Annotated in this window: 15 protein-coding genes; 2 read left to right on the top strand and 13 right to left on the bottom strand. The window is 39.3% G+C overall.

Going from position 1 to position 18,901, the window contains the following annotated elements; translation table 11 throughout:
- Positions 1-41: 41 nt before the first annotated feature.
- The 6 genes from addA to HOO54_RS07790 all read right to left on the bottom strand — a co-directional run bounded on the left by addA (position 42) and on the right by HOO54_RS07790 (position 10,686).
- A complete protein-coding gene (addA, locus tag HOO54_RS07815; protein ID WP_172293987.1) occupies positions 42-3,731 on the bottom strand; it encodes a helicase-exonuclease AddAB subunit AddA in 3,690 nt (1,229 codons plus the stop codon).
- Complete coding sequence (addB, locus tag HOO54_RS07810; protein WP_172293985.1) at positions 3,721-7,218, bottom strand: helicase-exonuclease AddAB subunit AddB; 3,498 nt, start codon at positions 7,216-7,218, stop codon at positions 3,721-3,723. The genes addA and addB overlap by 11 nt, the downstream gene beginning before the upstream one ends.
- 96 nt (positions 7,219-7,314) lie before the next feature.
- Positions 7,315-7,971 (bottom strand): molybdate ABC transporter permease subunit, encoded by a 657-nt coding sequence (gene modB, locus HOO54_RS07805; RefSeq protein ID WP_172299425.1) that lies wholly within the window; start codon positions 7,969-7,971, stop codon positions 7,315-7,317.
- Between the two features lie 11 nt (positions 7,972-7,982).
- A complete protein-coding gene (gene modA, locus HOO54_RS07800; RefSeq protein WP_172293983.1) occupies positions 7,983-8,774 on the bottom strand; it encodes a molybdate ABC transporter substrate-binding protein in 792 nt (263 codons plus the stop codon).
- A 162-nt stretch (positions 8,775-8,936) separates the two neighbouring features.
- Positions 8,937-10,439 (bottom strand): ABC transporter substrate-binding protein, encoded by a 1,503-nt coding sequence (locus tag HOO54_RS07795; protein WP_172293981.1) that lies wholly within the window; start codon positions 10,437-10,439, stop codon positions 8,937-8,939.
- Entirely contained in the window at positions 10,393-10,686 is a 294-nt protein-coding gene (locus HOO54_RS07790) for an SgrR family transcriptional regulator (RefSeq protein ID WP_172293979.1), read from the bottom strand. Before HOO54_RS07790 ends, HOO54_RS07795 begins: the two co-directional genes overlap by 47 nt.
- Before the next feature lie 112 nt (positions 10,687-10,798).
- Here HOO54_RS07790 and HOO54_RS07785 point away from each other — a divergent pair, with 112 nt between their 5' ends.
- Positions 10,799-11,986 (top strand): MDR family MFS transporter, encoded by a 1,188-nt coding sequence (locus HOO54_RS07785; protein WP_172293977.1) that lies wholly within the window; start codon positions 10,799-10,801, stop codon positions 11,984-11,986.
- A 29-nt stretch (positions 11,987-12,015) separates the two neighbouring features.
- Here the strand turns inward: HOO54_RS07785 and HOO54_RS07780 are convergent, their stop codons facing one another.
- The 5 genes from HOO54_RS07780 to HOO54_RS25135 form a co-directional block, all read right to left on the bottom strand.
- Entirely contained in the window at positions 12,016-12,585 is a 570-nt protein-coding gene (locus tag HOO54_RS07780; protein WP_172293975.1) for a manganese catalase family protein, read from the bottom strand.
- 21 nt (positions 12,586-12,606) lie between these two features.
- A complete protein-coding gene (locus HOO54_RS07775) occupies positions 12,607-12,870 on the bottom strand; it encodes a spore coat protein CotJB (RefSeq protein ID WP_172293974.1) in 264 nt (87 codons plus the stop codon).
- Positions 12,867-13,109: a spore coat associated protein CotJA gene (locus tag HOO54_RS07770; RefSeq protein ID WP_172293973.1), complete on the bottom strand. Its 243-nt coding sequence runs from the start codon at positions 13,107-13,109 to the stop codon at positions 12,867-12,869. The genes HOO54_RS07775 and HOO54_RS07770 overlap by 4 nt, the downstream gene beginning before the upstream one ends.
- A gap of 613 nt (positions 13,110-13,722) precedes the next feature.
- Entirely contained in the window at positions 13,723-14,811 is a 1,089-nt protein-coding gene (locus tag HOO54_RS07765) for a Rap family tetratricopeptide repeat protein (RefSeq protein WP_172293972.1), read from the bottom strand.
- 617 nt (positions 14,812-15,428) lie between these two features.
- Positions 15,429-15,632, bottom strand: a complete 204-nt coding sequence (locus tag HOO54_RS25135; protein WP_216664732.1) for a DUF2690 domain-containing protein — start codon at positions 15,630-15,632, stop codon at positions 15,429-15,431.
- Positions 15,633-15,821: 189 nt separating this feature from the next.
- On the opposite strand from HOO54_RS25135, the gene HOO54_RS07755 reads away from it, so the two are divergent.
- The gene (locus tag HOO54_RS07755; RefSeq protein ID WP_172293971.1) at positions 15,822-17,597 is read left to right on the top strand and encodes a S8 family peptidase; all 1,776 of its coding nucleotides are present in this window, start codon (positions 15,822-15,824) and stop codon (positions 17,595-17,597) included.
- A gap of 63 nt (positions 17,598-17,660) precedes the next feature.
- Here the strand turns inward: HOO54_RS07755 and lepB are convergent, their stop codons facing one another.
- Together lepB and HOO54_RS07745 are read right to left on the bottom strand one after the other, a co-directional pair.
- Positions 17,661-18,173, bottom strand: coding sequence for a signal peptidase I (lepB, locus tag HOO54_RS07750; protein ID WP_172293970.1), 513 nt, complete (start codon positions 18,171-18,173; stop codon positions 17,661-17,663).
- A gap of 12 nt (positions 18,174-18,185) precedes the next feature.
- Positions 18,186-18,797, bottom strand: coding sequence for a TVP38/TMEM64 family protein (locus HOO54_RS07745; protein WP_172293969.1), 612 nt, complete (start codon positions 18,795-18,797; stop codon positions 18,186-18,188).
- Positions 18,798-18,901: the final 104 nt, after the last annotated feature.

The following is an 18,901-nucleotide window of genomic DNA, read 5'->3' as shown; positions in this document are numbered from 1 at the left end:
TTCCCCTTGACCAAACTGGGTCAAAGGAAAGCAACTTCATGTTAAATATTCACTACATATCCACCATCAAAAAAATAAAGAATGCGACCTGCAAGTGGCCTCTTGATGATCGTTTCAACCGCTCGTGCATAAAGTTGAATCTGTGTTTCATAACGCTTTCTTAAAATGGGTTCAGCTTCAGTAAAGCCATTTCGGAATTTATCGTGGATTCGATCTGTTTTATAGTCGAGCAAATAAATACCCTCTTCTGTTTCAAACAAACAATCAATCATCCCCTGAATCAATATCGGATCAGCCGTGTTTAAATCGGGGTAAATCTCCTCAGACGGAAGTGTCATACTGAACGGAATTTCACGTTCGACCCAAGCGGCACTCTGCAGCTTTTCACCAACATCTGTATCAAAAAATGCGAGGATGTCAGCTTCGTCAATGATCTCCCGCTGTTCTCCTGTTAAAATTTCTTTTTCGACAAGCATGTTTAGAAAACAGCCAAGTTCGTCTTTTTCATATACATGTGTTAAGGGAAGATGTTGCATCACTGTATGCATCGCTGTTCCTCGTTCGGCAGGAGTCAGTCCTTTTGTCATCATAAAGGCAGGTCTGCTATACATGGATACCTTTGGAGCTTGGCGAACCAATGAACGATCTCCATATTCATCATCATATTCTTTTTGTCGTTTAATTTCTGATACTGACTGTTTTGTACGAACTTGTGTTGCATCCTGATGAGAATATGACCATGTCAGCCGTGTCTGCACCTCGTTTTGATAAGCAAAAGTCCCATCGATAGGCTGTCCTTTTTTGATCAGAGCAAGCAACTCTTGTTTTCCTACTTCCGTTTGTACCTGATCTTCAGCCTGAAGCTCTGAAGGAGACAGCCAGTTGACAGCAAAACAAGCCGGATGATGAGAAATTTCATCATTTAATGGATGAAGACTGGCATCTTCCATATCTCTATGCCTCATTAAAGCAGGACCAATGAAATCTATAAAGGATTTAGCCTGAAAACGTTCAAAATCAGGAAGTAACCATTCTTTCTGTGAAGCGGCTGAACGCCATTTTGTTAAAGATTTTTCTTTATCTTTTACTGTACCGATCAAATAAAGCTTTTCCTTTGCTCTAGTAAGTGCAACATACAAAACACGCAGTTCTTCTGATAAAAGTTCACGGCGCATCTTTTTCTTCATTGCAATCAATGGCAGTGTTGGATAGCTAATCCGCCACTTCGGATGGATAAATTTTGTTCCGAACCCCAGTTCCTTATCAAGCAAATAAGGTTTATTTAAATCCATCATATTAAAACTCCGACCGAGGCCTGCTGTAAACACGACTGGAAATTCTAGACCTTTACTTGAGTGAATGGTCATCAGTCTGACGACGTCTTCCTGTTCACTCAATGCTCTCGCCGTTCCAAGATCATTGCCTCGTTCTCGCATACGTTCAATAAACCTTAAAAATCTGAACAATCCGCGAAACGATGTCGCTTCATATGATCTGGCCCGATCATAAAGGACGCGCAAATTGGCCTGACGTTGTTTCCCACCTGGCATTCCACCGACATAATCTAAATACTTTGTATCTCGATAAATATCCCAGATCAGTTCTGCCACTGAATGGTTCTTCGCAAATACCCGCCACTTTTTAAGAAACCGGTCAAAACGATAAAGCTTTTCATAAAGCTTGTCATCCTTGTCAGAAGCAGCTAGATATGCTTTCATCGCTTCATAAAACGGCACTTTTTGATCTTGAATTCTAATTAATGATAGTTCATTTTCCTCAAGACCAACAATTGGTGATCGAAGAACAGAAGCAAGCGGAATATCTTGATAGGTATTATCAACGACTTTGAGCAATGAAATAATGATTGAAACTTCAGTCGCTTCAAAATACCCTGATGCCAGATTAGCATAAACTGGTATTCCCTGTTGTTTAAGTTCATCCATCATCTGTGGAGCCCAAGGCATTGACCGCAGCAAAACCACGATATCCCTGTACTGGATATTTCGGGTTGTTTTTGTTTTGCCGTCATAAACTTGGAACTGACCGGAAATTAAGTGTCTAATTTGACTGGCGATTGCTCTTGTTTCCAGTTGGACCGTCTCAAGTTCTTCAGTTTCTTCATCCTTTAATTGAGCTTGATTTTCTATCATTAAGACTTCAGTTTTCGTTGCTTCATGAGGAGGGTATGTTGCCCCGAGTTTTAATTCAGCTTGTTCATCATAGTCAATTTCACCAACTTTTCCACCCATCAACTGTTTAAACAAAAAATTTGTACTATCCAGAATATCAGACCGACTTCTGAAATTTTGATTCAGATCAATTTTTTGACCGCTACCTGAACCATCTTCTGTGAATCGTTTATATTTTGATAGAAATAAAAGGGGCTCAGCGAGACGGAAGCGATAAATTGATTGCTTCACATCCCCAACCATAAATAGGTTTCCTTCGTGTTCGTTTTTGGCGACAAGCTTTAAAATGGCTTCCTGAACAAGGTTTGTATCCTGATATTCATCAACCAGCACTTCATGAAATTGATGTTGGTAGTGTTGAGCTGCTTCACTCGGTTCTGTTTCCCCAGCTTCATTTTTCCTTGTTAAAACTGCAAGACAATAATGTTCAAGATCTGAGAAATCAACAATTGCTTTTTCCTTTTTCTGAGCCATGTAACGCTTTCCATAAGCGATAACAAGTTGAACAAGCGTCTGAATGACGGACTTCATTTCCTTCAAACTCTTGAGATGCTTGTCAGGACTCCACATGAAATAATCACTTTTTAACTTTTCTAACTGTTTTTTTGCACCACCTCTAAGCTCTGTCACCTCTTCTATTAAAATCGGATCAAATTCGTCCCCTTTACAAGGTTTGGCTCTTGTAAAAGAAACAGTCGGTACAAGCTCATACAGTGCTTCAAAATCATCCTGATTTTTGATCAACTGATCAATTTGCGCTAAATCATCGAGCAAATTTTCAGCGCGGGGAGCGGGGCCACCCGGCTGTTTTGTTACATCAAGTGCACGCATCAGCATTTTCCGCACGCCTTCTAGAATAAGCGCAATATCTTCTTGAATAACAGTATAAAATGGAAGAGACTCTACCTTGGAATCTGATGCAACATCATATAGATCGACAAATGTTTCAAGCCATTGTTCTGGATTGGGATGTGAACGAGAATATTCATAGACTCGCTTCACTAAATATTGCAAATCCAGATCATGACGGTCTGTCGTATATCTGTCGACAAGCTCGAAAAATGCGGGATCTCCTTTTTTATATTGTTCCTCAAATAGTTCATCCAGCACCTCATCACTTAAAAGCTCAGCTTCTGTCTGATCGGCAATGCGAAAAGCCGGATCAATGTCGATCATATAATAGTATTTGCGAGCAACCTGAAGACAAAATGAATGTAATGTTGATATATTGGCCTTATTCAATAAGGAAAGTTGTCTGCGCAAATGTAGAGAAGCCGGATTGTCGGCGAGTTCCTTTTCAAGCGCCACACCAATACGGTGCTTCATCTCAGCTGCTGATGCATTTGTAAACGTTACAACAAGGAGTCTGTCAACATCAATTGGGTCATCCTTTGTGGTAATTTTACGAATGATTCGTTCAACCAAGACGGCTGTTTTTCCCGAGCCTGCAGCTGCAGCAACTAAAATATCACGACCAGATGAGACAATCGCTTTCCATTGATCATCAGTCCAGATGCTATCTTTAGGCTTATCAATCTCCATTTGTCTCATCCTCCTTTTTCAGCCAGTCCAATATCACATTGTCTTTTTCCGGTTTTAATACTCGATACTGATTCTCCTCGAGTGATTCGTCAAACTGACAGAATGACTTGTAAGAACAAAATGTACATGGTGTTCGATCTTTTAGTTTATATGGCTCAATAGATACCTTACCATTTGTAATTTCCTCACCGGCTTTTTGAAAAGTTCGACGGATGTGATCCCTTAATAAGTGAAAATGGTCTTCACTAATCACAGCCGAATCTGAACGGAGTGAGCCGTCTTTTTTTAAGCCAGCACTGATGATGTCAGATCTGCCTTGTTCAAGTGTCGTATCCATCAGTTTGACAACTTCCTGATCACCTAAAAGAAGACCTTTCATTTTAAATTTCTTAAAAATTTCCTTTTCTATTTCATCAAGTCCAAGTGGAACTGAAGCCTGAATCATCGGGTCGTGAACATGAAAATATAGGACACCTGCAGGCGTTGCTTTCATTCCGAGCCAATCAGTTGAATATGTGATGGATAAATCTAGGTAGGTCAGCATCTGTAATGCAAGACCATAATATACTTCGGCTAAATCAAGCCCTTTATCACTTGATTTATAATCAACAATGCGAAGCAACAATCCTTTTGAACTTTCAGCTTTGTCTACCCGGTCAATTCGACCTACAAGCTCCATGGTGCAACCGTTTTGAAGGGTAAACCGCATCGGTGGAAGCGGCCCATTGCCACCGAATCCAAGCTCAAGACCGACTGGGGCAAACCCGCTCGCTTTCGCATGCTCACTTAAAATGCCTGATACCCGAGCAATAATTTTCTGCAATTTTTGTTTCACATAATGATGCCGATTTGAACTGAGTAAGATCTCTTTTTGCAGTTTGGGTGCAAGTCGTTCAATCGCATCAAAAGATAATTTATCACATTGTTCTTTTGTCAAATCACGCCAATCAAGCTTTAACTCATGGAGACGGTCTGCGATTAGCTTTAGTGCAGAGTGAAACAACTGACCGATATCAGGAGCCTCAAGTTTAAAAAATTGCCGCTCTTTCAGCTTTAATCCATGTGAAGCAAAATGAGAAAATGGACAGGCATTGTACGTTTCCATTCGTGATACGCTTCCTTGAATATTTTCCCCATACAACTCACGTGTCATATGCTGATTGAGGTTGTGAACCTTATTTCTAAAAAACAAACTTGAGAGAATGTTTTGAGAAAAGGAGCGGTCCGGACCTCTCATCAGAAAGTTGTATGTACTCCACCAGACATCACTAATCATATACTGTCTTGTCCAAAGACTAAGCTGACTTGCCAGATAACTTAAAGCAGTACTTTTATTAACAAGAAATTCAAGTTGTTCTTCATCACTTAGTTGTTCAGGTTCATTGCTCAACAACTTTTTACCATGACCAGGAAAAAGCTCTTCTAACTGTTTCACAACTGTTGAAGAAAGCAATGTTTTTCCCTCGGCATCTGCAATAGGGTATGAAACGTAAAGCTTTTCAGAAGGACTTGATAAAGCCATATAGATTAAAAAATTTTCATCTAATAACTGTTCCCTTCCCGTTGCTGCAAGCTCCGCACCGTTTCTTTTCAACCATTCCCTGTCATCATCTGACAACACTCCATCATCGTCTGGCTTTGCTGGCAGAATGCCATCGTTAACCCCAATAATAAACGTACATTTCACATCGTACATTCTTGAAAGATCCATATTGCCGATAAATACTTGATCAAGGGCTGGTGGAATTAGGGCAAACCTCAGCGAATCCAAACCAGTCTCCATCATTTGTCTAAACAAGGAAAACGATATGTCCTCATCTCCCATCATTTCGACAAACTCATCCAACAATTGAATAACAGCGTTCCATACTTGATCATGCTGTCTCGATTCTATGATTTTGCCGTTTTCTTCCGCATTCAGCCTTTCTTCTTCAAGTTTCAGCGGAATTTCAGCCTCTTCAAGGTAAAGATACACTGCTTCAGCCATTGCTTTGACTGATCTCGCTTCTTTTAAACGTTTTTGCAACCGGTAAACAGGTGGCACTATCCAGTCTTTTAACTCATTAAGCATATTTTCGATTTCTATTTCTCGGTCTGTCTGTACAAAGTCTCCATCTAAAGAAGCATATCTTCTATAAATAAAGCGATCTTTTCTTGTCCATCGGTCTCCTTTTATTCCATGTGCAATGCAGTAGTTCTCCAACTGGTCAACCTGTTCACGTACGAGGTTCTTCGGTTCATCATGAGGAAACAACAGTTCTGTTTTTATGCAACGAAACACTGCTTCATATCCCCAATTTCCTTTAATCACATCTAGGGTTGAACGAATCAACTCAATCAGTGGATGGTTCTGCATCGGTTCCTTTCCATCTATAAAAAAAGCTAGCTCATAATCTTTAAATACCTCTTTTATCGTATCTTTATAGTCTTCGACATTGCGGGCAATGACAGCAATGTCTTTGAAGCGGAGGCAACCAGTCCGAACGAGGGATTGAATTTCTCTTGCAATTCCTTCTATCTCTGTTCTTCTGTTTGCCGCTTGCATAACGCACAGGGCTTCAGCTCTATCCTTATACACTTTTAGCGGCCTTTCAGTCACATATCGTTCCAAATGTTTTAACTCCTTAACATGCTTATGACGGTTCACATTTGTCAAATGTTTTACTGATATGTTAAGACCAAGTTCTTTCGTTTTCTGATAAAGATCAAAATACATCTTTCCCGTCATCCGAAATAGGTGTAATTCATGGGGGACTTGTTCAGTAAAAGGCTCGTCCGTTGTTAAAGAAAACGTCATCTCTTGCGCATGAACCATCAGCTTTTCAAGAACGTTCATCTCCTGCGGTGTGAACCGATGAAACCCATCAACATATATAACAGCACCTTTGAGCTCTTCGCAATACGGAATTTGCTCTGCTAAGAGTTGCAAATAATCTTCTGAGTGAACATATTGCTGTTCAAGACTCTCTTCCATCTTACTGTACAAAATATACAGATCATGCAGCTTATCAGAAAGCACTCGTTCATCCTCATATTCTGATACCTCGCTACCTTGAATGATCTCCCGAATACTTTCAGGTGACAGACAATGCCTTTTAAATTCGGCTAACATCCGTTCGACCTGTTCAGTAAAACCGTTCTTATCACTCGCATTCTGATAAACTCTAAATTCTGTTTTATGTTCTTCAATCAGCTTGCGCAGCAACATTTGAATTCCTGAACTTGTTAGAAATTTACGATTAATCCCCCCAGTACGTTGAAGAATCCACCAGGCTAGCCTTGAAAAACTGTAAACCTGAGCTCGAAACATTCCACCTAAATCAGGGGTCTTACTAAGCTCATATTCCATTAAAAACGTCATCTGATCCGGGACTAGAAAAATGATCGGTTTACCGAGGGGGTGCTGGCGAAGTTTTCCCCTCATTTCATCTAAGATAAACGTCGTTTTCCCACTCCCGGACCTGCCTGATAAAAATAATACTCCCACGTGTCCGGCTCCTTTCTACTTTCATTTCTTTTATTTTATCGAACCTGCAATAAAATAACCATTCTCCAAAACTAGGGAAATGGAGGTAGGATTTTATTATTTTTGTTTAAACTGTACAAAAAACAACATCAAAAACGAAATGAGTACGATTGATGCTACCCACAACCAGGCCAATTCTAAATTCCCTGAATCTATCGCCACATAGATCGCAGTAGGAACCGTTTGTGTCTCCCCTGGTATAATTCCGGCAAACATAAGTGTAGCCCCAAACTCACCGAGTGCTCTAGCAAAACAAAGCACACTGCCAGTTATAACTGCATTTGAAGCGAGCGGTAGTGTCACGAATAAAAATACTTGCCATTCGCTTGCCCCGTCAACTTTTGCGGCATCTTCTATTTCACGATCAACGCCCAAAAAACCTGACTTTGCCGACTGATACATAAGCGGAAAAGCGACAACTGCAGCCGCAATGACAGCTGCCCACCAAGTAAAGATAATCGGTGCGTGAAATACCTTCTCAATCAACTGACCGATTACGCTTTGTCTGCCAAAGATGACAATTAAGAAGAAACCAACAACAGTTGGAGGAAGAACGAGCGGTAGCATCATCATTGTTTCAATGACGGATTTCCCTTTAAATGTTTTACGCACTAAAATTCTTGCGACAATAGTCCCGAACAAGACAGCAATGATCCCACTAGCAACTGACACTTGGATAGAGATTTTAATAGGTGAAAGAAATTCCTCAGGCAACATATCAGTGATCAGCCTTTCTTAAATCCGTACTTTTCCATCGCTTCAATGGCCTGATCACTCTGCAAAAATTGATAAAATTCTTGAGACTGTCTGGGGTGCTTCGTATTTTCCACAATACCAAGCGGATAAATAATCGGGCTATGTAGATTGTTTTTAGCGATGTCTACTATTTTGATCTGATCGGAAGCAAGAGCATCCGTCTGATAAACAATGCCAGCGTCTGCATTATTTGTTTCAATATATGAAAGCACTTGTCTTACATCTTTGCCATAAACCAATTTTGATTGAACTTGATTCCATAGATGAAGATTTGACAAAGTTTCTTTCGCATATTTCCCAGCAGGAACTGATTCAGGGATGCCGATGGCAAGTTTTTCAACATTGTCTTTTGTTAAATCTTTAAAGCTTTTAATCTCCTGTGTTTTTCCTTTTGGAATGATCAGGACCAAGTCATTTTTCAACAGTTTGACTGAGTTGTTTTGTAAAATGAAATCATTGCTTACCAATTTGTTGAATTTATCTTCAGAAGCTGAAAAAAATAAGTCTACTGGGGCCCCCTGTTCAATTTGCTGCTGCAAAGCACCTGATGAACCAAAATTGAACCTGATTTTGACACTTTTGTGTTCCTTCTCAAATTTTGACGCTAGTTCAGTGAGAACATCTTTCAAACTAGCTGCTGCAGAAACCGTAAGTTGCACACTCCCATGATCTTGACTTAATTCACCTTTTTTAGACTGACAGCCTAAACCAATAACTGCAGTAACCAACAACACTACTAACAGTAAACACCGTTTTTTCATTTATTTCACTCCAATTCACACCTTTTCTGCGCTAATGATTATTTTACGTCAAACTTCATTTTTTTGAAATGTCATTGATCACAACCATGGTGATAGGTGAAAAGCTGAAATATGAAACCGACATGAAAATGGTGAACGAGGCATTTATAAAGTTGCAAAACGTCATGTCAACTTTGAATACTTTCCAAACCATAGATCATAAAAATTGATCCATCCTTCTTGGTTAAGGACAATACCTTTGATGGCTTGTCCAGCTTTAACCCGAATCTTATTTTGATATAACGGCAATGCACATACCTCTTCGGTCAACTCGCGATCCAAATCGCTGAGCAGCTTGATCCGATTATCGTGTTCATCAATAGAGCAAAGCTGTTTTTTCACATTCCTCACCTTTTCCTCCCATTCGGGTGATAAGTGAATATGTAAAAAACTGTTTTTTGTGAAAAGCAAATGGAACCAACTGATTTCTTGTGAATCATTGAAAGTTGCACTGTCATGAATCAGATCAGCCTGATAAATGATATCTTCTCGGATAAGTTCTTCTGCTTGAAAGTGATAAGGTTCTATCATAATTCCAAATCGCTCACATCTTTTTTTAATCCAAGCTGTATCCTCTTGATGATCTTGTTCTGCAAATGTATAGAGCTTGAGAGGCTCTCCTTGATAACAACATTCTTCTAATAGAAGATCAACAGCTTGTTTTTCCACAACATCACTTACATGCATAAAACCAGCAGTCGGTGTTGTCCGCTGTCCAGCTAATTCATTAACCATTTCCACAGGTGATATGATTTGTTTTAAAGCTTGTCTAAACACTTTATGTTGTAAAGGACCCGGTCTTTTCATATTGATGGACACATATTGAATATTTCTTTCTATATACCATTCATCATTGATTTTGCTTTCCGTTCCTATTGCCATATCATAACCGTAACTTACGACACTCGAATGTGAGTCCATATACCATAATTCAATCCTATCTAAAAAAGCACGTCCTTTAAAATAATGTTCATGTGCTTTTAAGGCAAGCATTTTGCCATCTTGACGGATAAGTCGAAAAGGTCCTGTTCCATTTACCAGTCTGTCTGCACTTTGTTCACATATGATAGACAACCTTTCATCACAAAGATAGTATAATAAAAGAGTATTTTTCGTATGTAAACAAATATCAAAAGTATAATCATCTTTGACCCTAATCTCATCAATGTCTTCAGCCAACCATTTATATTTATTTTCTGAATCGTTTAAAAAACGTTCAAATGTATAGCGGACATCTTCTGCTGTAAGTAGCTGACCATGATGAAAGTAAACACCTTTTCTTAAGAAAAATGTCCATACTTTCTGTTCAGGATCACACTCCCAAAAGTGTACGAGATGTGGCTGAAACTGGGCTTTTTTTTCGTCGTATTTGATCAGAGTGTCATAAACTTGTTTGACAATATGGTTTTCTGACCGAAGAAATATGCGGCTGGGATTCAACCGTTTGAAGTGGTTTGGCTGGAACGAAGTCATGAGCCGCAATACATCCTGTTCCTGATTGCCATCGGTCTCACTTTGAAAACCGAACACATCACTTAACCAGTGTTGATAAGCTAAGCGGAGATGCGGACATGTTGTCTCATATGCCTCTAAAAACCGTCTTGCTTGACCAATCTTTCCTTCCACCGTGTTTTTTTTTCACTGTTTCAAATAGTAATGTACATGGTTGCTTTAAAAATTGCACTTCAGATTTATGACCTCTACCACCCCCTCTTTTCCATCTGATCCATTGTAAGTTTTCAAGCTTGCTTAAAATAAGCTTTGCATTTCTTGGTGTACAACATAAAATTCCGGCGACTTCCTGAATTGAAATTGCTACAGCTTCACTGCTAAACTCTGTACTTAATTTCAAATAATGCTCGATCATTTTCATTACATCAGCTCCACATTATGAAAAAGATGAAATTTCCCGCTCATTTTTTTGTCCTTTTTACGAATTGTTTCTCACTTTACACTTAGGTACACACAGCCTAAGGAGGGGAATGATGAAACATTTTAAGCAAAGATATAGTACTCCGGTTTTGATTTGTTTTTTTGGAGAGTTTTTGACAGGGATAACCGCGGCAATGCTCTCGCCTTTTCTTCTTCTTTATCTCCAAAACACACTTGGTCACAATCTTTTATCCGTACTGGTTATCGTCGGCATCCGCCCGTTAACAGAAATTATTGTAACATTGGTTGCTGGCGGATGGACAGATCGGATCGGGAGAAGAACAGTCATCTTGACAGCGCTCGGGTGCCAAGTCGTCTCGGCATGCGGATTTATGATGGTAGAAAACATTTGGTTATTAGCACTTTTCTATACGATGAACGGTGTTGGAGCTGGCTTATACACCCCTGCTCAGCGAGCCCAAATCACTGACAGTACCAAAAGCGGGATGCGTGCTGAAGTATTTGCTGTCATTCATGTTATAGAACGCTTTGGTGCAACAATCGGTCCGGTCATTGGACTTGCTGTCTATTCTTGTCATCCTGTCATGATATTCAGCTTCCAAGCATGCGCATTTCTTCTATATTGGTTTGCTGTTTATTTTAAAATGCCAGAGACATATCCGTCAAAACACCAAAAAAAGATTTTCCAGCATAAAAAAACTTTTTCTGTTAAAGGACATCATTCAGTTTTAGTGCTAATGTTGTTTATGCTCCCGATCAGTTTGTTATATTCACAGCTTGAAACAAATTACCGGTTCTACTTAGAAGTGCTTTTTGATGACTTTTTAGTGATTCTTACTATTTTTAATGTCTGTCGTGCATTGCTAGGTATCACCCTGCAAATCCCCCTTGTGAAAGGGTCCGAAAAGCTAGAGATGAAAACGATTATTATGATTTCTTATAGCTGTTATGCAGGTTCTGCATTAGGTTTTGCGTTTTCTTCATCTCTCGTTTGGCTCATATTTTCAATCTTTATATTTACTTGTGGGGAAAGCATTTTGTTACATCATATGCAAAGTTTTGTCTCTAAGCTTGCTCCTGTCCATATGCGTGGTCGCTATTTTGCTTTTTTCGGTTTGAATTGGGACATATCCCGGACAATTGGACCTTTTTTAGGAGGGCTGATGTTGATTAAATTTGGTGGTACCGTACTTTTTCTGACGTGTTGCGCAATCATCATCTCGGGAGGAATCGCTCAATACTTTGCGATTTCAGCATTGGAAAAGCCGAAAATACCATAAAAATCATGGATTTTCGGCTTACATCTTGTTTAAAATACTTTTTTACTATCTCTCTCTTCTTTTAAAATCTCGACGGCTTCACGGAATCGTTGTGAGTGAATAATTTCCCTTTCTCTTAAAAATGCCAGCCCATCATTTAAATCAGGATCATCAGACATATCGATCAGCCATTGATATGTCGCCCTTGCTTTTTCTTCTGCGGCAATGTCTTCATATAAATCTGCAATCGGATCACCTTTAGCTTGGATGTATGTAGCTGTAAACGGAACGCCAGCAGCATTGTGATAAAACAAGGCTTTATCATGATCTGCATAATGGGGACCGAGACCGGCTTCTTTTAACTGTTCAGGTGTTGCGTCTTTTGTTAATTTATAAACCATCGTAGCGATCATTTCTAAATGTGCGAATTCTTCTGTACCAATGTCCGTCAGCAGGCCGACCACTTTATCAGGGATACTGTAGCGCTGGTTCAAATAGCGAAGGGCAGCTGCCAATTCTCCATCTGCTCCACCGTATTGCTCAATCAAAAATTTAGCAAGTCTTGGGTTGCACTCCCTCACTTTCACAGGGTATTGCAATTTTTTTTCATACAGCCACATGAGCATGACTCCCTTCCGTCTTTAAACTTGCCATGGCCAAGGACTTCTTTTCCAACTCCAGTACGATTCTGTCTCATCTGGATTCCCCTGAAGAAGAGGGCCGTAATTCAATTCAAATTTCTTTTTCAATTTTTTTGAGTATCTAGCGTACTGATTATATTGTTGAATTCCATCCATATCATCTGGATGTGTATCAAGGTAGAGCATTAATTCGACGAGCACAAAATCAACTGCCTGAATTTCAAGAAGCTTTTCATAGTAGTCCTGTGTTAAAGTGTTCTTCATCCTCCTTCCCTCCCATTTTCATACGGATTTTCATAATAATCATAAAAAATAGGCCAAAGTGTTCCTCTTCTTAAAGCTTCCATTGGTGCGAATTGTTGAAGACCGCGGGGTTGAAAACCTAAATATAAATGGGGAGGTGTTCGGTAGTATCTTCTCCCAAGCGGTGGACATGGATCAAAGGCACTGTGAAAAGGACGATATGATTTTATTTTGGTGAATGATTCCTCAGAATGCTTCACATCGGTTCACCTCTATTTGTAATAGAATCTAAGTTAGTTTATTCATAATCTCCCTGCGTTATGTTTACTCACTCATGAAAAAAACCAGAACTGGGGTTCCGGCATTTTTTCTAATGAACGATCTTCATAAGACTATTCAATTGAAGTTTGTGGGGCAGTAGACCTTGAATGACAGCTTAAAATGGCTTATTTAGATTTCGAACAGTTTAAAACTGTTAGCTTTTCACAGACACTACAGAGCTCACAAAGGTTTAGAAACGATCCTTTATGCTTATCAACAGGATCACAGAGCATCTCCTCACGATTTTTTGCCTTACACTTCTTAATAATGGCTTTTGATCAACAGCAAGATTCTGCGGCATAACGACTTTACTTCAAAATATACCGAGGTTAGACAGCTCTCCGAACAAACAAAAAAGCAGTTAGTTTACATAATATGAACAACTGCTTTAGAAACCTCATCGTAACGCCCACAAACAGAGCCAGTAACGATGAAAGTTATATTTCATTATAAAGACATGCATCACATATTACCCGACCATTTTTTCAAGCAGATGCATCTCACCAGATAAACAAACAACAGCAGTCAATGCCGTAATAATAAACCGTTTTTTCATAACAATCCCTCCACTTTTTTCATTTTTTCTTCTGCTTTAATAGCTTCCAAGAAAAAATAGGCTGCCTCTTTATAAAGAGACTTCTTCCTGTAAACATTAGCCGCTAATAGTGCTAATTCTCGCACGCTGTCGTATTGCTTCGAGTTGAATAGTAACTTAAAATCCTTTTTACTATGATGGACTGCTTTTTTATCTCCTACTGCATAGGTTGTGTATAAAATATTGACTTTTGCATCAAATACTTTATTCTGAGAACCTTTTGCTCTTTCCTTCCCTTCTTGATAAAAAGCAATCGCCCGATCGTGTTCCCCCATTTTAAAAAGTTCTTTAATCATCAAAAAAACAGCACCAAAATAATATTCTGAATCTACATATGTTTGATCAGATAACACGGTCTCTAAATATTGAAGACTCTTCTCCGATTTGTCCATCGTCGAGTAAAGAAGGCCGAAATTTTCTAAAAGTTGCATTTCTTTGAAATGATCACCTGCATTTCTTACTTTACTGAGAGCTTCAGTTAAATATGACTCTGCTTCTCGATATTTCCCCATCTCAGTGTAATTTCCCGCCATGGTAATATATGTAGAGACAAGATTCATATCATGCCCTTGATAACTTTTAAAGATGTCTAAGGCTTGGCGAGTATGATTTAGTGAAACTAAATTCTGGCCTAAATAATAATATAATTTTCCTACTTTATCATGGAATTGAGCAACTCCGATTTCGTCATGCACATGTGCAAGCTTTTTTTCAGCCATTTTATAAAGTCTAATCGCTTGTTCATAGTTGTTTTGATAGACTTCATAAGCACCTGAAAACAGGTAATAATAGTAAGAAATCATATTGGGATCAGTACTTAGCTGAGGATGTTCAATAGTTTGTCCGCAAGTTTCGTACAGCATCATTTTATGTTTAAACTCCAGCAAAGAAAAGTAAGTTAAAATTTCTCGATCTTCCTCCATCTCTGCCAGGATTGGTTTAACTTGTTCAAATAAATAAATAGACTGTTCGGTATCACTTCTTCTAATTGCACGATACCAAGCGTTTAAATTGTTGGCTACTTCCGCTGCAGCAAGTTTGTTCATACAGACTCCTTTCAGTTTTCATATCTAATTCTATTATACTATATTTTTCAGTTTTATTAATGAATAACATTGGTACTATATTCATATTTTTAAAAAACACTCTCTTATACTTTGTCATGTCAAACAAAACCTCGGCTTCTGAAGCCTTCATCTTCGCAGGTCAACATCAAGCTTGGTATTGTCACTCTCGCCCATAATATAGGGAAACGAACGTGTCCTGAAAGTCGTGTGCATGAATGAAAACCGGGAAATTTGCTCGCTCTCCGCAGGCGATCCGCGAGCCTCCTCGGAGCTTGTTCCTGTGGCGTCTCGCTAGTACGCTGTTACCGAAAGAGTCTCGCAATTCCCTTGCCCTATATGAATCCATCCACAAATAGACACAAAAATCTGGTGAAATGCTTGAGGCAGTACCAAATTTGAGACAGCCCTTTCACTTCCATACCTTTTTTCAATAAGAGCTTGGATAAGCATAGTACCACCAGTAGATGGATTATAAAATTTCCCCATTGCATATAATGATCTTGGATCAGGCGTATAGCAGGATTTCTGCCCTGGCAAGACTTTTCCGTTACCTCCCGATGAGCTGCAGCTCAACTGCTTGCCATCGGTGTTTCTTTTTACCTAAGCATTTGCCTCCATCCTGATGGAACTGCTTTGTCCAGTGTGATTTTAGCCCATGCTGTTTTACAAACACTGCTGAAGGCAATTCCAAACTGTTGATTACTGCTGTTTATGAGTCTCGCTGTTGCTTTTGTTGATCCGCTTGAAGCATAGTTTTGATAGCTCTTACGAATGGTTTTCCGCTTGTGCCGGCATTTCATTCGTTATGCACAATAAAAAAACAATCACACAGATCCCGAAAACCTTAGCGAAAGTTTTCTCCATCTCTTCTCCACACTCAATCCACATCATATTACGGTTTTTCTCTTTTATACCTATTCTCCTCTTTGAAAAAAAGAAATTCTCCCGATATAAATAATAAATACCGCCTAGCAAAGGAGGAGAACTGTATGAAGTACATTTGGAAAATCTTGATTTCTGCTGCTTTGTTTTTTAGCGCTTTCACTTTTCCGTATCGTAGTCAGGGAGACGAAAAACAACCTGACAGTGAAGTCATTGTCGTATATAAAAATCAAGACGGAAAAGAATCCGCTTTAGAAAGTGCTGAAACGGTTGAACAAACGTACAAAAACATTCCGGCTGTTGCTGTTACTGCTGATGAAGAAACAGTTCAGGAGTTAGAAGATGATCCAGATGTTTTGTATGTTGAAGAAAATGTTTCATTTACTTCTCTAGATGGAACAACTCTAAAAGCATTCACAAACGAAACAAGTGATAGCGGGTATTCATTTGAACAATGGAATTTGACACCCCTTCAAGTTCAACTGGCTTGGTCTAAAGGGATTACTGGAAAAAATACGAAAGTCGCTGTCATCGACAGTGGAATCTCCCCGCACGATGACTTAACAATTGCCGGCGGTGTCTCAACGGTTGGCTACACTTCATCATATCGTGATGATAACGGCCATGGAACACATGTCGCCGGGATTATTGGGGCTAAACATAATGGCTATGGAATAGATGGAGTTGCACCAGACGTTCAATTATATGCGGTAAAAGCACTTAATAAGAAAGGAACGGGAGATCTGGCCAGTATTTTAAAGGGGATCGACTGGTCGATTCAGCACGGTATCAATATTATCAATATGAGTCTTGGTACAACGAGTGATAGCAAAATTCTCCATGATGCCTTAGATAAAGCCTATCAAAAGGGGATTATTCTCGTAGCGGCCAGTGGTAATGATGGAAACGGAAAACCTGTTAGTTACCCAGCTGCCTACAACAGTGTCATTGCTGTATCAGCAACTAATGAAAAAAACAGTCTGGCGTCATTCTCTAACACCGGTGCTGCCATTGAGTTCTCCGCTCCCGGCACATCGATTATTAGCACATACTTAAATCAGCAATATGCGATTGGAGATGGGACATCACAGGCCACTCCACACGTTACTGGAATGTTGGCTTTATTAAAACAACAGTATCCCACAAGCCGAAATACTGATCTCCGAACAAAAATGCAGAACTATGTCAGTGATTTGGGCTTGGCTGGTCGTGATAAGCTGTTTGGCTATGGACTGATTCACTATAAAAATAATGTGATGGCATTTGCAAAAGCAGAACAAGCTGTCAAACAAGCAGAAAAAAGCAAGCGGAAATCCACCATTACCACAGCGAAAAAAGCTGTTGACCTACTACCATCAAACACTGATAAACAAGCCCTGAAAAAAAGACTGGATCGAGTGATCGAGCAGCTCAAAAAAGCAGCTGCATCTAAAGTGAAACATGCTGAAAAATATAAAAAGAAAACCACTGCTGATGCCGCACAAAAAGCGATCAATGAACTATATAAGACAGCTTTTAGGACGAATTTGCAAAAACGACTTAACATGGTCCGATCAATCCTGCTTAAAAATGCAAAAAAGACTGTTTCATACGCTGAAAAAAAGCGCAGTGATCGAAATATTTCTAAAGCTCAAACATCGATCAATCAACTTCATAGAGGAAAAGATAAAACAAAGTTGCAAAGCAGGCTCAACAAAGTCAAAAAGAAAGCCGCTCTTGCTTACAGTAAAAAAGTGACAACAGCGAAAATCAAAGTCAGACAAGCGGAAAGAAGCAGAACGAAAAAAACCAAATATGCTGCCCAGTCAGCGGTAAATAAACTAAAAAAATCAGCGATCAAAAACCAGTTGAGAAAACGGCTCAATTCCATTAAATTAAAGTAAGGCAAAAAAACCTTTAAGTCCCTCTATAAAATGGGTCTTAAAGGTTTTTTTACTGTTTAAAACTCATTTCTTATCAATTCGCTCCGTTACAATCCCAACGATATCGTCTTCTGAAACAAAGCCAAAATGACGGCTGTCGTTGCTATGAATCCGATTATCTCCAAGGACAAAGTACTGGTTTTCAGGAACCTTCTCCTCTCCCGTGATCTCCTTCAATGTAAAATCTCCAGTCAGATCACCTGCAGTTACAGATTTCAAATCATCTAAATAAGGTTCTTTGACTGGCCGTCCATTAATATACAGCTGATCATCTTCATATTTGACCGTTTCACCTGGAAGCCCGATGACCCTTTTGATAAAAACAGACTTCTCAGGTCCTTTAAACAGCAAAATATCAAATCTGCTCACCGTCTTAAAGTGATGGGCAAACTTGTTGATCAGGAGTTTATTTCCTTCCTGAAACGTTGGATTCATACTGACTCCTTCAACTGTATAATCAATAAAAACGATATTTTTCACCTGAAATCCAAGGATAATGACAACCAGTCCGGCAATGACCAAAAAACGCTTTTTCACATCTATGTCCCCCTAGTCATGCTCTCTCTGACTGAATTTCACATTTAAACGATGCTCAACCCGTTTTCCGGCATACCACAATATTAAAATCACAAAAATGACGAACGCTGTTCGTAAAGGCTGTGTAACCAGTGCCTTGAGGTCATGACCGATAAAGCTGACAATAAAAATCATCACTAACTTTCCACATAACACTGCAAGGGAAAACGGCAACAGACTAATCCGTGAAAGTCCTGCGACAACATTAACCGCAGCTGATGGTGTGAATGGGAAGCAAAGGAGGAGAAACAATGGTCCGAAACCGCGTTTTTCCACCCATACCATTAGTTTTTTGACCGATTGATGTGTACGGATAAATTGTAAAAACTTTTGTTGGCCGAAATGGCGGATAAAAAGAAAGACGGTTATCGATCCAGCTGAAGCCCCGATCCATGTTAAAAGAAACCCTTGCCACAAACCAAACGAATTAACATTGGCAACAACAAAAACAAGAAGCGGTAAAAATGGCAAAATCGCTTCAATAAACGGAAGCAATATGGCAATAAAAGGACCAAATGCCCGATAGCTCTGGAAAAACTCTGCTACATTTTCTTCTGTAAAGTAACTGAAAAATTGCTCCAACACTCATTCTCCTCAGGGAATTGTCTATCCTTATTTTACACGTTCATGGACAAACTTTAAATCACTGACAAAAAAATATTTCCTTTTAGTTTGAAGCATCTTGACCA

The organism is Bacillus sp. WMMC1349 (assembly GCF_013155385.1).
Taxonomy (GTDB): Bacteria; Bacillota; Bacilli; order Bacillales; family Bacillaceae; genus Bacillus.
This window is presented reverse-complemented; position numbering and strand designations above follow the sequence as displayed.

Bases quoted from the DNA above. Each gene is read 5' to 3' on its own strand.
- addA (WP_172293987.1), bottom strand. From the start codon at position 3,731: ATGGAGATTGATAAGCCTAAAGATAGCATCTGGACTGATGATCAATGG.
- modA (WP_172293983.1), bottom strand. From the start codon at position 8,774: ATGAAAAAACGGTGTTTACTGTTAGTAGTGTTGTTGGTTACTGCAGTT.
- HOO54_RS07790 (WP_172293979.1), bottom strand. From the start codon at position 10,686: ATGAAAATGATCGAGCATTATTTGAAATTAAGTACAGAGTTTAGCAGT.
- HOO54_RS07785 (WP_172293977.1), top strand. From the start codon at position 10,799: ATGAAACATTTTAAGCAAAGATATAGTACTCCGGTTTTGATTTGTTTT.
- HOO54_RS07780 (WP_172293975.1), bottom strand. From the start codon at position 12,585: ATGTGGCTGTATGAAAAAAAATTGCAATACCCTGTGAAAGTGAGGGAG.
- HOO54_RS07775 (WP_172293974.1), bottom strand. From the start codon at position 12,870: ATGAAGAACACTTTAACACAGGACTACTATGAAAAGCTTCTTGAAATT.
- HOO54_RS07765 (WP_172293972.1), bottom strand. From the start codon at position 14,811: ATGAACAAACTTGCTGCAGCGGAAGTAGCCAACAATTTAAACGCTTGG.
- HOO54_RS25135 (WP_216664732.1), bottom strand. From the start codon at position 15,632: ATGAAATGCCGGCACAAGCGGAAAACCATTCGTAAGAGCTATCAAAAC.
- HOO54_RS07755 (WP_172293971.1), top strand. From the start codon at position 15,822: ATGAAGTACATTTGGAAAATCTTGATTTCTGCTGCTTTGTTTTTTAGC.